16 protein-coding genes are annotated in these 11,937 nt (G+C 69.6%); 9 read left to right on the top strand and 7 right to left on the bottom strand.

Annotated features, from left to right (window positions below; all coding sequences use genetic code 11):
• The first annotated feature begins 1 nt into the window (after nucleotide 1).
• The 4 genes from NNI01S_RS19015 (at nucleotide 2) to NNI01S_RS19000 (ending at nucleotide 3,025) form a co-directional block, all read left to right on the top strand.
• On the top strand, nucleotides 2-373 hold the full coding sequence (locus NNI01S_RS19015) for a DUF742 domain-containing protein (RefSeq protein WP_040782732.1): 372 nt from the start codon (nucleotides 2-4) through the stop codon (nucleotides 371-373).
• Nucleotides 374-473: 100 nt separating this feature from the next.
• A complete protein-coding gene (locus NNI01S_RS19010; RefSeq protein ID WP_039801302.1) occupies nucleotides 474-1,031 on the top strand; it encodes a GTP-binding protein in 558 nt (185 codons plus the stop codon).
• Nucleotides 1,024-1,824, top strand: coding sequence for an MHYT domain-containing protein (locus NNI01S_RS19005; RefSeq protein ID WP_063021461.1), 801 nt, complete (start codon nucleotides 1,024-1,026; stop codon nucleotides 1,822-1,824). Before NNI01S_RS19010 ends, NNI01S_RS19005 begins: the two co-directional genes overlap by 8 nt.
• 151 nt (nucleotides 1,825-1,975) lie before the next feature.
• Entirely contained in the window at nucleotides 1,976-3,025 is a 1,050-nt protein-coding gene (locus tag NNI01S_RS19000; RefSeq protein ID WP_169812998.1) for a DUF1906 domain-containing protein, read from the top strand.
• 488 nt (nucleotides 3,026-3,513) lie between these two features.
• Here NNI01S_RS19000 and rpmF read toward each other — a convergent pair whose 3' ends face one another.
• From rpmF to mrf, 3 genes are read right to left on the bottom strand one after another with little or no spacing between them, the layout of a single operon-like run.
• Nucleotides 3,514-3,687: a 50S ribosomal protein L32 gene (rpmF, locus tag NNI01S_RS18995; RefSeq protein WP_063021459.1), complete on the bottom strand. Its 174-nt coding sequence runs from the start codon at nucleotides 3,685-3,687 to the stop codon at nucleotides 3,514-3,516.
• Between the two features lies 1 nt (nucleotide 3,688).
• Nucleotides 3,689-3,949 (bottom strand): type B 50S ribosomal protein L31, encoded by a 261-nt coding sequence (locus NNI01S_RS18990; RefSeq protein ID WP_063021458.1) that lies wholly within the window; start codon nucleotides 3,947-3,949, stop codon nucleotides 3,689-3,691.
• Complete coding sequence (mrf, locus tag NNI01S_RS18985; protein WP_245676273.1) at nucleotides 3,946-5,298, bottom strand: ribosome hibernation factor-recruiting GTPase MRF; 1,353 nt, start codon at nucleotides 5,296-5,298, stop codon at nucleotides 3,946-3,948. Before mrf ends, NNI01S_RS18990 begins: the two co-directional genes overlap by 4 nt.
• A gap of 102 nt (nucleotides 5,299-5,400) precedes the next feature.
• On the opposite strand from mrf, the gene rpmB reads away from it, so the two are divergent.
• The 4 genes from rpmB to rpsR are packed head-to-tail and all read left to right on the top strand — an operon-like array spanning nucleotide 5,401 to nucleotide 6,414.
• Nucleotides 5,401-5,637, top strand: a complete 237-nt coding sequence (rpmB, locus tag NNI01S_RS18980) for a 50S ribosomal protein L28 (RefSeq protein ID WP_063021457.1) — start codon at nucleotides 5,401-5,403, stop codon at nucleotides 5,635-5,637.
• A gap of 10 nt (nucleotides 5,638-5,647) precedes the next feature.
• Nucleotides 5,648-5,818, top strand: a complete 171-nt coding sequence (gene rpmG, locus NNI01S_RS18975) for a 50S ribosomal protein L33 (protein WP_019049259.1) — start codon at nucleotides 5,648-5,650, stop codon at nucleotides 5,816-5,818.
• 1 nt (nucleotide 5,819) lies between these two features.
• Nucleotides 5,820-6,125, top strand: a complete 306-nt coding sequence (rpsN, locus tag NNI01S_RS18970; protein ID WP_063021456.1) for a 30S ribosomal protein S14 — start codon at nucleotides 5,820-5,822, stop codon at nucleotides 6,123-6,125.
• A gap of 34 nt (nucleotides 6,126-6,159) precedes the next feature.
• Nucleotides 6,160-6,414, top strand: coding sequence for a 30S ribosomal protein S18 (rpsR, locus tag NNI01S_RS18965; protein ID WP_011211513.1), 255 nt, complete (start codon nucleotides 6,160-6,162; stop codon nucleotides 6,412-6,414).
• Nucleotides 6,415-6,495: 81 nt separating this feature from the next.
• Here the strand turns inward: rpsR and NNI01S_RS18960 are convergent, their stop codons facing one another.
• Nucleotides 6,496-7,074, bottom strand: coding sequence for a LysM peptidoglycan-binding domain-containing protein (locus tag NNI01S_RS18960; RefSeq protein WP_063021455.1), 579 nt, complete (start codon nucleotides 7,072-7,074; stop codon nucleotides 6,496-6,498).
• Nucleotides 7,075-7,287: 213 nt separating this feature from the next.
• Between NNI01S_RS18960 and NNI01S_RS18955 the strand changes: the two genes are divergently transcribed.
• A complete protein-coding gene (locus NNI01S_RS18955) occupies nucleotides 7,288-7,749 on the top strand; it encodes a hypothetical protein (RefSeq protein WP_063021454.1) in 462 nt (153 codons plus the stop codon).
• Nucleotides 7,750-8,020: 271 nt separating this feature from the next.
• On the opposite strand, the gene purH is transcribed toward NNI01S_RS18955, so the two are convergent.
• The 3 genes from purH to NNI01S_RS18940 are packed head-to-tail and all read right to left on the bottom strand — an operon-like array spanning nucleotide 8,021 to nucleotide 11,850.
• The gene (gene purH / locus NNI01S_RS18950) at nucleotides 8,021-9,592 is read right to left on the bottom strand and encodes a bifunctional phosphoribosylaminoimidazolecarboxamide formyltransferase/IMP cyclohydrolase (protein WP_063021453.1); all 1,572 of its coding nucleotides are present in this window, start codon (nucleotides 9,590-9,592) and stop codon (nucleotides 8,021-8,023) included.
• Nucleotides 9,589-10,245 (bottom strand): phosphoribosylglycinamide formyltransferase, encoded by a 657-nt coding sequence (gene purN / locus NNI01S_RS18945; RefSeq protein ID WP_063021452.1) that lies wholly within the window; start codon nucleotides 10,243-10,245, stop codon nucleotides 9,589-9,591. Before purN ends, purH begins: the two co-directional genes overlap by 4 nt.
• A gap of 57 nt (nucleotides 10,246-10,302) precedes the next feature.
• Complete coding sequence (locus NNI01S_RS18940) at nucleotides 10,303-11,850, bottom strand: cell division protein PerM (protein WP_063021451.1); 1,548 nt, start codon at nucleotides 11,848-11,850, stop codon at nucleotides 10,303-10,305.
• Between the last annotated feature and the right edge of the window lie 87 nt (nucleotides 11,851-11,937).

Here is an 11,937-nt window from a genome sequence, read left to right as displayed (position 1 = left end):
GATGTCCAACCCATACGGCCCCGGACCACGGCCGACGACGCGCGTCCGGCCCTATGCCCTGACCTCGGGGCGCACCGAACCGGCGATCGACCTGCCTTTGGAGGCGGTCATCGAAACCTTGTCGTACACTGCACATCTCGACTGGCCGACCGGCGACATCCGCACCGAGATACTGCGACTCGGCACGCATCGGCTGTCGGTCGCGGAGATCGCGGCACATCTGGACCGGCCGCTCGGCATGGTTCGAGTGGTGATCGGCGACCTGGTCGTCGACGGCACCATGCGCGTGCATTCGACTTTGACCGAAGAGGCGAGCTATGACGAGCGACGTTCGTTGATGGAGAGGACATTGCGTGGACTCCGCGCCCTATAGGAATCTGGGGCCCAGTGGACATCCCGGGCCAAATGGGAACGCCGGACCGGGAAACACCCCCGGGCCGGACGGCTTCGAGAATCGGGTCGCTTCGACGAAGATCGTCGTCGCCGGCGGCTTCGGCGCGGGTAAGACCACGTTCGTCGGCGCCGTGTCGGAGATCGTTCCGTTGCGCACCGAGGCGATGGTGACCCGCTACTCCGACGGTATCGACGATCTCGCCGAGACGCCGGAGAAAGAGACCACCACGGTCGCCATGGACTTCGGCCGGATCATCCTGCCGGGCAACCTGGTGCTCTATCTGTTCGGCACGCCGGGTCAGCGCCGGTTCTGGTTCATGTGGGACGACCTGATCCGCGGCGCGATCGGCGCGGTGGTGCTGATCGACACCCGGCGGCTGGAGGACAGCTTCGCGGCGGTCGACTTCTTCGAAGCGCGGAAGCTGCCGTTCCTGATCGCGGTCAATCGTTTCCCCGACGCGCCGCGCTTCCCCATCGCGGAGCTGCGCGAGGCGCTCTCGGTGCGCGAGGGCGTGCCGATCGTGGACATCGACGCGCGCAACGCGATCGAGGTGCGCCAGGCGCTGGCCGCGGTCACCGAGTACGCGATCGCCCAGCTGAAGGCGAGCGAGCTGGAAGGAACCGCCCGCCATGCGTGAGGTCGCGGTGCTGGCCGCAGGCAGTGCGTCCGTCGACCAGTTCGCCCTCGGCTATTGGCTGATCGCGCTGTCGCTCGGCATCTCTGTGCTCGGCGCGGTGGTCGGCCTGGCCTGCATCGTGCACGGCGCGCGCTCGGTCCAGTTCCGGCTCGTGTGGCTGGTCTCGGCGGCGATTTCGCTCGGCGGCGTCGGGGTGTGGCTGGCCACGTCGGTGGCCATGCTCGGTCTGAAGGTGCCCGGTAGCGCCATGCGCTACGACCCGGGCCGGCTGGTCGCGGCACTGGTGGTGTCCATCGTGGCCGTCTTGGCGGCGCTGCTGATCATCGGGCGCACCCCGCGGCTCGCGCTGCTGCTGCCCGGCGGCGCGGTGCTCGGTCTCGGCATCGGTGTCACGCATTACCTCGGTATCGGTTCACTCGAGATCCAGGGATCGGTCGGCGTGACGGTCTGGCTGGCCGCGGTCTCCGCCGTGATCGGGGTGATCACCGCGACCGCGACGCTGTGGCTGTTCCAGACGATGCGCTTCCCGCTGGCCCGCGCCGCGACGGTGCTGCTGTTCGGCGTCGGCGTGTCCGCCACCTACTACCTGGCGCTGGCCGCACTGCATTTCGACGTCAACCGGACGGCGAAGGTGCCCGGCGGCATGGAACTGTTCGACTTCGTGTTCCCGATGTTCGTCATCGGCCTGCTGGCGCTGACCGTGCCGATCTCCGCGGTGCTGATCGCGCCGGACCGCCGGGAGCTGGCCGCCCCGCCGAAGCCGCGGCGGCCGAAGCTGGAGCCCGCCCGCTGATCCGGAAACCGGGCTCCCTACCCGGCTTCCGGCGCTGATTCGCGGCCCGCCACCGGGCTGTTCAGCCGTTTCTCGCTGACCCATCCCCGTGGGCGGCCCGGATTCGGCGATGCCACGGATTCACCCGCCCGTCCCACTTACAGTGGAAGCCATGCGTTTCGGTCTCGACTACGCCGCGGGACGTCCAGGGGGCGCGGCTGTCCGGTCGGCGGGGTACGACTTCGTGGTGCGGTATCTGTCCGACGGTGGCCCGAGCCTGCCCGGCAAGCTGCTCACCCCGGCCGAGGCGAATGATCTTCGGACGCACGGGGTCTCGATCGTCTCGAATTGGGAGACCACGGCCGCGCGGATGCTCGACGGCTACGGCGCGGGCATCGTGGACGCGCGCGCGGCCCTGGCCCAGGTGCTGCGCTGCGGCGGCCGGGTGGACCGGCCGATCTACTTCTCCGCGGATTTCGATGCCACGCAGCAGGACCAGTTGCGGATCAACGCCTACCTGGACGGTGCCGCCACCGTGCTCGGCCGCGCGAACATCGGTATCTACGGCGGGTACTGGACGGTCAGCCGCGCGCTGGACGCCGGGTACGCGACGTGGGCTTGGCAGACCGACGCATGGTCCGGCGCGAACGTGGAGACCAGACGGGCCATTCATCAGACGCGACGCCAGGTGACCGTCGGCGGCGTGCGCTGTGACGTGAACGAGGCCGAGACGATCGATTTCGGCCAGTGGGACTTCGTCGAACGGGAGGATCCGGACGTGACGCCGGAACAAGAGGCAGTGCTGCGCGACATCCAGATCCAGTTGCGCGGTCCCGACTTGTCGGGCTGGCCGCAACTGGGCGCCGATGCCGACGGCCGGAATCGGACGCTGGTGGACGGACTGGCCGCGGCGCTGGCCCGAATCGCGGCGCTGGAGCGCGAATCCGTCGAGTTGCGAACGCAAGTCGGCGAATTGCGCACCGAGATCAGCGAACTGGAGGCGACGACGGCCGAGCTGACCGCACAGGTGCAGCACTGGAACGGGCGGCACTGGCCGTGGCCGCTCTCACTGATCGAGGGCCCCGCGGCGCTGGTCGGTGAACAACTGGCGCGGCTGGAGGCCCTGCTGCCAGCCCTTCCCGGTCTGCCGGGACACGACGGCGACGCGCGGCGGACACCGGGCGGCGACGACGGACCCGCGGCGTTGACCTCGAAGAACTGAGTCTCGCATCGGCGCGAGGGATCGGCGTCCGCGCCTCGGTTGGCGCAAGCGCCACGCGCAGAGCGGAACCGGAGAGACAGGGCCCGAAATTGGCGATGGACGGGTTCTCTTGGGAACCAAGAGAACCCGCCCTCGACGACGAGGGTACCGGTATCGGGCCGCGAGCGCATCATTTTCGGCGAACTTTTCGTCGGCCAAAAACCAACCGCCCATCCGGAATTCACAGCCTGGCTACTCGATCGCAATCGACCGTCGCGCAATAGTGCGACGTGATGCAGGCCACATAGGTAGCTGATGATTAGCTACGCTGTCCTATTTGACCCGAAAAATTTTCGCCGGAGAGCGCTGAAGTGCCCATTTCCGGACGATTTACCAGCATCCGCGTCGTTCGGCGCCCCAGCGGCACCACCCGAGCAATCACCGGCCGGCACCAGGGACCCGGGCGTCCGGCGTGGGATTCCGCGTGACTACTCCTTCGCCCTTGGCGCTCAGAGTTTCTCGATGTCGATCAAACCACGCCGCACGGCCGCGACCAACCGGCGCGGGACCTGACGCGCGACGCCCCCGACGGTCACCGGCACCAAGTCCACCGGCGCCGCCTTCCAGTTCGCCCGGCGGCTACGGGTATTGGACCGCGACATCTTTCGCTTCGGTACCGCCATCTCAGGATTCCTTCCGTGCGCGCTTGCCGTATTTGCGTTCGAACTTCTCCACCCGGCCCTGGGCGTCCAGCACCCGGTGCGCGCCGGTCCAGAACGGGTGGGAGTCAGCGGTGACGTCCACCGTCAACAACGGGTAGGTGTTGCCGTCGGTCCACTCCACCGTGCGGGCGCCGGTGGCCGTGGATCGGGTGAGGAACCGCTTGCCGGTGCTCGCGTCCTCGAAGACCACCGGGCGGTAGTCCGGATGGATACCTTTCTTCACTTCGCCTCTCCTCTCGGGCTTTTCGCTTCTTGCGCGGGTTGCCCCGCCTCCTCGTCGCTCGCGCACGGGTCGGCGTGCCATTCGCCGAACGGGTCCTCCCACTGGGCGACCCGCTCCGGCGCACGCTCGACCAGGCGCAACTCGTCGTCCTCGACCAGCGCCCAGTGCAGCGCTTCGCGGATCTCCGCCGGATCGGCGTCGTGCACCAGGATCGACAGCGAGATGTCCCGGTCACCGAACCGCTCGTCCCAGCGCAGGGCGGCCATCGCGCGCCGCTCCGGGTCCGCCGCGGCCAGCTCGGCTTCCGGCATCGCGGCCAGCCAGCGCCCCGCGCCGCCCACCCGCAGACCGCCCCCGGCGGATTCGAGCCACACCACCTCGTCGGGCTGGGTAGCCAGCCATACCCGCCCGCGCGCGGTCACGACGCCCTCCAGCAACACGTCGAGCGCCTCGTGCAGGCGGGCGGGATGGAAGGGCCGCGCCGCGGCGAATTCCACCAGCTCCACGCCGTAATCACCGGTCAGCGGCGGCCGGCCGCGCAGCAGCGGTGCGTGCGCGTCGAACACGCGGCCGCGTCGCGAATCGGCGGGCACGCGCGTGAGCAGCGTTTCCACCAGGGCGGGCGTGATCGAGCCCGGTTCCTCCACCCAGGCGACAGGCGCGCCGGGGACCAGCCGGGCCAGTACGGCTGCGAGCTTGCCGCGCTCGGCCGCCGCGTCGCCGAGTAGCGCGGTGTGCGCGGTAGCAGCCCCGAGGGCGATCACGACGTCGGCGAAATCGACCTGCCCGACGGCGACCTGCGCCACCGTGCGGTCGTCGTCGGCGGCGGCGAGTCCGCGTTCGGCGAGCGGCTCGTCCCCGGTCGCGTCGGCGAGCCAGGTTCCGGCATCCAGGCAGCTCAGCACCGCGTCCACCCGCACGTCGCGCCCGGCCGGGCCGTCGACGCGGCCGTGCACGCCGGCGACTACGACATGCTCGACGGCTTGGCACACCGCTTCGGCCTCGAACGCCGGGTCCAGCGCGAGCACGATGCGGTCCACCGAGTCGCGCCGGGAGAGGGTGCACAGCAGCGGAAGCAGGTCCGTCCGCAGGGTGCAGGAGACGCAGCCGTGCGCGAGCTCGAGCACGGCCGAAGTCTCCCGCGTCGCGGTGCGCACCGTGCGGTGCACGATGCCTTCCCGCAGTTGGGACAGGTCGTGGCGGACGACGACGGTGCCCGGAGCCATGCCCAGCACCGCGGCCGCGCGATCCACGCCTGCCGCGGCGAGTCCGGCGAAACCGGTGAGCACCACCACGGGCGTTCTGCGGTCGGACTCGGGTGGAACCAGGGTGGAATCTGCCGCAGCCACCGGCAACCCCTTTCGGTAACGATTTTCATTTGCTGTCACGCCACGGTACATTGCCGGACAAGCATTGTCGAAAACGATTGTCATCTACTGGAGGGAGTCCGGATGTCGGCCCATTGCCAGGTCACCGGGCGCAAGCCCGGATTCGGCAAGTCCGTGTCGCACTCACACAGGCGGACCGGCCGCCGCTGGAACCCGAACGTCCAGCGCAAGACCTACTACCTGCCCAGCGAAGGCCGGCGCGTCACGCTGACCGTCTCCGCGAAGGGCATCAAGACCATCGACCGGGACGGAATCGAGGCCGTGGTGGCCCGGATCCGGGCGCGCGGCGACAAGATCTGAGGAGCGACCCATGGCGTCGAAATCGACCGACATCCGCCCGATCGTCAAGCTGAAGTCCACGGCGGGCACCGGGTACACCTATGTGACACGCAAGAATCGCCGCAACGATCCGGACCGGCTCGTGCTGCGCAAGTACGATCCGGTGGTGCGCAAGCACGTCGACTTCCGCGAGGAGCGCTGAGATGGCCAAGAAGTCGAAGATCGCCCGCGATCAGCAGCGCAGGGCGATCGTGGCCCGCTACGCCGAACGCCGCGCCGAACTGAAGGAGCTCATCCGGAAGCCGGGCACACCGGAGTCCGAACGCGCGGCCGCCGAGGCCGAACTGCGGCGGCAGCCGCGCGACGCCAGTCCGGTACGATTGCGCAATCGGGACGCCGCCGACGGACGACCGCGCGGTCATCTCCGGAAGTTCGGACTCTCCCGTGTGCGTGTGCGCGAGATGGCCCACCGGGGCGAGTTGCCCGGTGTGCACAAATCGAGCTGGTAGACAACCACTGATCTCGTGAGAAGGAACTCGTCATATGGCAGTCAAGCGAGCACCGTCGAAGAAGGTTCGCGCCGAGCAGGCCCGCCGTCCGAAGAAGAACCCGCTCATCGCCGCCGGCATCGAGACGGTCGACTACAAAGACGTGAACCTGCTGCGTACGTTCATCTCCGATCGCGGCAAGATCCGCAGCCGCCGGGTTACCGGGCTCACCCCGCAGCAGCAGCGTCAGGTCGCTGTCGCGGTGAAGAACGCCCGTGAGATGGCACTGCTGCCGTTCACCAGCCGGTAGGCGCACTCCGCCCACGAACGAGCCAGAAAGACCCCCGATGCGCGAGCACCGGGGGTCTTCGTCGTTGCTACCGAATCCGGGTCACGGAATGGTCAGCACCTGGCCGGGGTTGATCGCGTCCGGGTTCGGGACACCGCTGGCGTCCGCGATCTCCTGGTAGCGGTTGCCGTCGCCGTAGAAGCGCTCGGCGATCGCCCACAGGGTGTCACCCGGCTCGACGGTGTAGGTGCGCGGCTCGGGGGCGGGCGGCGCAGGCGGCACCTCCTCGGCGGCGGGGGCCGCGACCTGCTCGTGCACCGGCTCCGGCTCCGGGGCGGGCAGCGGAGTATCGGTATGGGTGCCCGAGGCCCACAGCGCACCGCCGTCGCTGCCGTACAGCACGACATTGCGATCCGCCTGTACGACCAGCCGATCGGCCGCCTGGCCGTTGGTCTCGGTCGCCCACGCGGCGCTGTCACTCTTGTAGAGCACGAAATTGCCGTCGTCCTGCAGCACGGCTCGCTCCACACCCTGATCGTGCGTCTGGGTGGCCCACACTACATTCCCGCCCGGCTCGGACAGCACTAGATTGCCGTCGTCCTGCAGGGTGAGGGTGTAAGCCCCGCCCTGGAGGGACTGTCCCCGCCCGAGTTCTTCGCCTACGCGCAGCGTGTCGACCACGATACTTCCTTTCCGGAAAAAGCTGGTAGAGCATCCGACATGATCCGCGCCGCAACAGCTTCGGCGCGCATCCTCGCAGAACTTACTGCCCGAGAACGTTTTTCGGAGCTATTACGCGCAGGGTTCGCGGAACGTTCACTGTGGGGTTCGTCCCAGTGCACGACGCACCCGCCGTGGCGATAGGCGAACCGGCCCCGGGACTAGGGTGTCGGTATGGATCGGATCCAGGCCGGACGCGCCGCCACAGCTGTCGCCGTAGTGCTCGCCTGTCTCGCCTCCGCGGGCTGCGGAGGCTCGGACGACGAGGCGAAACCGCCGAGCACGACTGCGACGCCGAGCGCGGCGCCTCGCACGCCGGTCGAGGACCCGCGCGGGAACCAGGGCAACGAGTTCACCGCCGATCCAACCATCGTCGGCGCGCATCCGATCCCATTCCAATCGTGGACTCGGTTGGCAGACAACAAGATAGCGGTCAACTTCGAAACCGGATCGCCGGAGTGCTACGGCGTGGACGCCGCGGTCACCGAGACCGCGTCCACGGTCACCGTCGAACTGCGTTCGGGCAGCCGCGCCGAGGCGGTCGGCCGGATGTGCACCATGATCGCGGTATTCGGCACCCTGGAGGTGCCGCTGAAAGAACCGCTCGGCAACCGCACCGTGCTCAGCGCGGCCTAGGACGACCTACGGCACGGCCGGGGACTCCGCGCCGCACGGATCCGCCTCCACCTTCTCGCACGGGAGGTCAGGTAGCTACCGGCTTGCGCCGATGCTCTGTTCGAGCTGTGCGGACCACCCGCGTTGCCACACAACGTGGTTCACGTTCCCAGAACCGGCGCCAACGCCGAAACGGCTTGCCGTGCGCGCAATCAGCGGCCGCGTCGTCTCCGCTGAAACGAAACGCCGCGTCGGACCTTCGATCCGACGCGGCGTTCCAGGACTACGGATCTCAGTGGGCGAAGTGACGGGCCCCGGTGAGATAGAGGGTGACGCCCGCCTCGCGGGCGATGTCGATGGTCTCCTGGTCACGCACCGAACCGCCCGGCTGGACGATGGCGCGGACACCGGCCTGGATCAGGGTCTGCGGACCGTCCGGGAAGGGGAAGTAGGCGTCGGAGGCCGCCACCGAGCCCTTGGCGCGATCCCCTGCCCGCTGGACGGCGAGACCGACCGCGTCCACGCGGTTGACCTGCCCCATGCCGACACCGACCGACGCGCCTTCGTGCGCGAGCAGAATCGCGTTGGACTTCACGGCCCGGCACGCGCGCCAGGCGAACGCCAAGTCGGCGAGCGTCTCCGCGTCGGCCGGCTCACCCGCGGCCAGCGTCCAATCGGCCGGGTCGTCGCCCGGCGCGTCCAGCACGTCACGCTGTTGCAGCAGCGCGCCGCCGCTGATCGGGCGCAGTTCGGCGCCCGCGCGCCGCGGCGGCTCGGCGACCAGGATGCGCACGTTCTTCTTGCGCTGCAACACTTCCACCGCGCCGTCCGCGTAGGACGGCGCGACAATGACCTCGGTGAAGATCTCGGCGACCTGCTCGGCCAGCTCCACGGTGACCTCGCGGTTGGCGGCGATCACTCCGCCGAACGCGCTCACCGGGTCGCAGGCGTGCGCCTTGCGGTGCGCCTCGGCGATGTCGGCGCCCAGTGCGATCCCGCACGGATTGGCGTGCTTGATGATCGCTACGGCCGGGGCCTCGTGGTCGTAGGCGGCGCGCCAGGCGGCGTCGGCGTCGACGTAGTTGTTGTACGACATCTCCTTGCCGTGCAACTGCCGCGCCTGCGCCAGTCCCAGGCTGCCGTCGCCGTTGGTGTACAGGGCGGCGGACTGGTGCGGGTTCTCGCCGTAGCGCAGCACCGCCGACCGCTCCCAGGTGCCGCCGAGCCATTCGGGGAACCGGATCGCCGTGTCCTCGGCCGCGTCACCGGCGCCCAGTACGTTGGTCATCCAGCTCGCGACCGCCACGTCGTAACTCGCGGTGTGCTGGAACGCCTTGGCCGCCAAGGCCGTACGCTCGGCCAAGGTGAAACCGCCGGACTTCACCGCGGCCAGCACGTCGTCGTAGTCGCCGCTGTCCACGACCACCGCGACCGACGGATGGTTCTTCGCCGCGGCGCGCACCATGGACGGGCCGCCGATATCGATCTGCTCCACGCACTCGTCGGGGGTCGCCCCACTCGCCACGGTCTGCGTGAACGGGTAGAGATTGACCACCACCAGCTGGAACGCCTCGACGCCGAGCTCGACGAGCTGGTCGACGTGCTCCTGTTTGCGCGAGTCCGCCAGGATGCCCGCGTGCACCCGGGGATGCAGGGTCTTCACCCTGCCGTCGAGGGTCTCCGGAAACCCGGTCAGGTCCTCGACCTTGGTCACCGGGATGCCCGCGTCCGCGATCCGGCCCGCGGTGGACCCGGTCGAGACCAGCTCGATGCCCGCGGCGTGCAGACCGGTCGCGAGTTCCACGAGACCCGTCTTGTCGTAGACGCTCACCAGCGCCCTGCTGATCGGCTTGCGTTCACTCACCGGAGAACTCGCTCATCTGGGATAACTGCCTTTCGTCCGTCGGAGACAATGCCTCGCGTCGCGACGGCGGCGACGACCTCCGCCAGCAACCGTCGCTCGACAACCTTGATGCGCTCGTGCAGTGCGGCCTCGTCGTCACCCGGCAGCACCGCCACCGCCTCCTGTGCGAGGATCGGCCCGGTGTCCACGCCCTCGTCGACCAGGTGCACGGTGCAGCCGGTGACCCGCGCTCCGTAGGCGAGCGCGTCACGCACGCCGTGCGCGCCCGGGAAGGCGGGCAGCAGGGCGGGGTGGGTGTTGATGATGCGGCCGCCGAACCGGTCCAGGAAGGCGGGGCCGAGCAATTTCATGAAGCCCGCCGACACCACCAGATCCGGGTGGTGCCCGCCGACCGCTTCGGTGAGCTCGGCGTCCCAGGCGGCGCGGTCCGGGAAGTCCTTCAGCGACACCCGGAAATGCGGCACGCCCGCCGCGTCGGCGTGCGTGGTGGCCGCGCAGAGCCGGTCGACGCCGACCGCGACCACCTTCGCCGGGTAATCGGGCGCGGCCGTGGCGTCGAGCAGGGCGCGCAGCAGCGAGCCGGCACCCGACGCCAGCACGACGACGGTGGCCGGCGTAGTTGCGGGCTTCCACGAGGCGTGCGGGGACGTCAGCGCTCTACTCCCTGATCGTTCGGATGGCGGACGGATGCGGCACCGCCGGGTTAGAGCCTAACGACCGTCCATCCGGTCACTGTCCGGCAGGTCCGCCTCGACCACCTCGGCGTCCACGATGTCGCCCGCCGCGTGGTCGTGGTACCGGCCGCGGGTCTCGATCGCGGGCGGCTCATCGACGAGTTCGGCGTCCAGCGGGGCCTCCAGCTCCGGCCGGTCGTAGTCGTTCCGGTCGTCCTCGTAGCCCTCGTCGCCGTAGCCGTCGTCGTGGTAGCCGTCGTCGCCGTAGTAGTCGTCGTCCTCGTAGTAGTCCTGGTCGTCCTCGTAGTCGTCGTAGTCCGCCTCGTCCTCGTCGGAGTAGTCGTCGTACGGGTCGGTGTAGCCGACCGGCGGGACGCCGACCGGCACGAGGAACCAGCGCGCGAAAGCCAGCCCCGCGTAACCGGTGACAGCCAGCCAGGCGAACAGGACAAGAGTGAAGATCGGCAGGTCCAGGCCGACCCGGCCGATCTCGCCGAGTTCTCCGCCCGCGACTACTCCGGCCACCGTCAGCGCGAGCGCGGCGAGCGCGGCGGAGGTGAGCGTGGCCCACGGTGCGGTGATCCGATCGGTGGTGGTGCGCGCGAGGTCGAGCCCGCCGAGCACGCCGACCGCCGCGGGGATCAGCAGTAACACCGGCCACCATCCCGCCGCGGGGCCGGTCGGCACCGCGGCGAGCAACGGAAACGCCGGAATCGGGCCACCGACCACGGAGAACACCCCGAAGGACGCGGCGCCGATCTGCGTGCTGGTACCGACCAGCACGCCGACGGTCTGGATAACCAGGTTCGGCAGATATGCCAACGAGAGCAGGGTCAACCCGACGACGCCACCGAAATCGCCCGCCGACCGGTACATCTCGCCGAGCCGTGGAATGTGCGCTAGGAATGAGAGCACCGCCACGGCCGTCGCGCCGACCAGCAGGCGCAGTGTGGAGCGGCCGGCGCCGTAGAGGCCGGAGACCGCCCAATCGGGCAGGCGCAGCAGCGCGAACAACTGTTGCCGGAGGCGGACCGCGATGCCGATGGCGGCGGCGAGCAGATACAGCGCCGCGACCCACGCGAACGCGGCGAGGGTGTTCGGCGGTTGCAGCGCGATGACCCCGGAAGCGTCCTCCGTGACCGCGAGGCAGACGGAGGTGACCAGCAGCGGACCGCCCACCGCGGCGCCCACGATCCATCCGAGATCCGCCCGGGTGCAGTGCGGTTCGACGGCGCGTGCGCATTCCCGCGCGGCCAGCCAGACCAGCAGGGCGGTCGGCAACAGCGGCAGCAGCCCGAGTGAGGTCTTGCCGATCACCAGCGGCACCTGATGCGCGCCCAGCCAGGAGGCGGCGATCGCGCCGGACGCGCCGTCCAGATCGCTGCCTGCCGCCAAGAGCGTGGCGAGCACGAGGACGACGAGGGTGGTCAGCCCGAAGGCCGACGGGCGGCCAGCGACGGCGATGAGCACCCTGGACCGCTCCGGGGTGAGGGACAGAAACCCGGCTTCGTCCGCGTCGGGGTGCGGCTGCGACGCGCGCGACCCGCCGATCCGGCGGGTCGAGGAGTTTCTGGAGGAGCTCATGGCATTTCAGCGTGGCATCCTCCCCGGCGCGAACGGGTCAGGCGCGCCGCAGGCACGCTACCGCCGCCGGGGAGGACGCCGCTGAGT

This window comes from Nocardia niwae NBRC 108934 = DSM 45340, from assembly GCF_001613465.1.
GTDB classification, from domain to species: Bacteria; Actinomycetota; Actinomycetes; order Mycobacteriales; family Mycobacteriaceae; genus Nocardia; species Nocardia niwae.
The sequence above is the reverse complement of the archived record's forward strand: the minus strand, read 5'-3'. Positions and strand labels throughout refer to the sequence as shown.

Excerpts from the sequence above, each read along its gene's own strand:
- NNI01S_RS19015 (WP_040782732.1), top strand. The coding sequence starts at position 2 with ATGTCCAACCCATACGGCCCCGGACCACGGCCGACGACGCGCGTCCGG.
- NNI01S_RS19005 (WP_063021461.1), top strand. The coding sequence starts at position 1,024 with ATGCGTGAGGTCGCGGTGCTGGCCGCAGGCAGTGCGTCCGTCGACCAG.
- NNI01S_RS19000 (WP_169812998.1), top strand. The coding sequence starts at position 1,976 with ATGCGTTTCGGTCTCGACTACGCCGCGGGACGTCCAGGGGGCGCGGCT.
- rpmF (WP_063021459.1), bottom strand. The coding sequence starts at position 3,687 with ATGGCGGTACCGAAGCGAAAGATGTCGCGGTCCAATACCCGTAGCCGC.
- rpmB (WP_063021457.1), top strand. The coding sequence starts at position 5,401 with ATGTCGGCCCATTGCCAGGTCACCGGGCGCAAGCCCGGATTCGGCAAG.
- rpmG (WP_019049259.1), top strand. The coding sequence starts at position 5,648 with ATGGCGTCGAAATCGACCGACATCCGCCCGATCGTCAAGCTGAAGTCC.
- rpsN (WP_063021456.1), top strand. The coding sequence starts at position 5,820 with ATGGCCAAGAAGTCGAAGATCGCCCGCGATCAGCAGCGCAGGGCGATC.
- rpsR (WP_011211513.1), top strand. The coding sequence starts at position 6,160 with ATGGCAGTCAAGCGAGCACCGTCGAAGAAGGTTCGCGCCGAGCAGGCC.
- NNI01S_RS18955 (WP_063021454.1), top strand. The coding sequence starts at position 7,288 with ATGGATCGGATCCAGGCCGGACGCGCCGCCACAGCTGTCGCCGTAGTG.
- NNI01S_RS18940 (WP_063021451.1), bottom strand. The coding sequence starts at position 11,850 with ATGAGCTCCTCCAGAAACTCCTCGACCCGCCGGATCGGCGGGTCGCGC.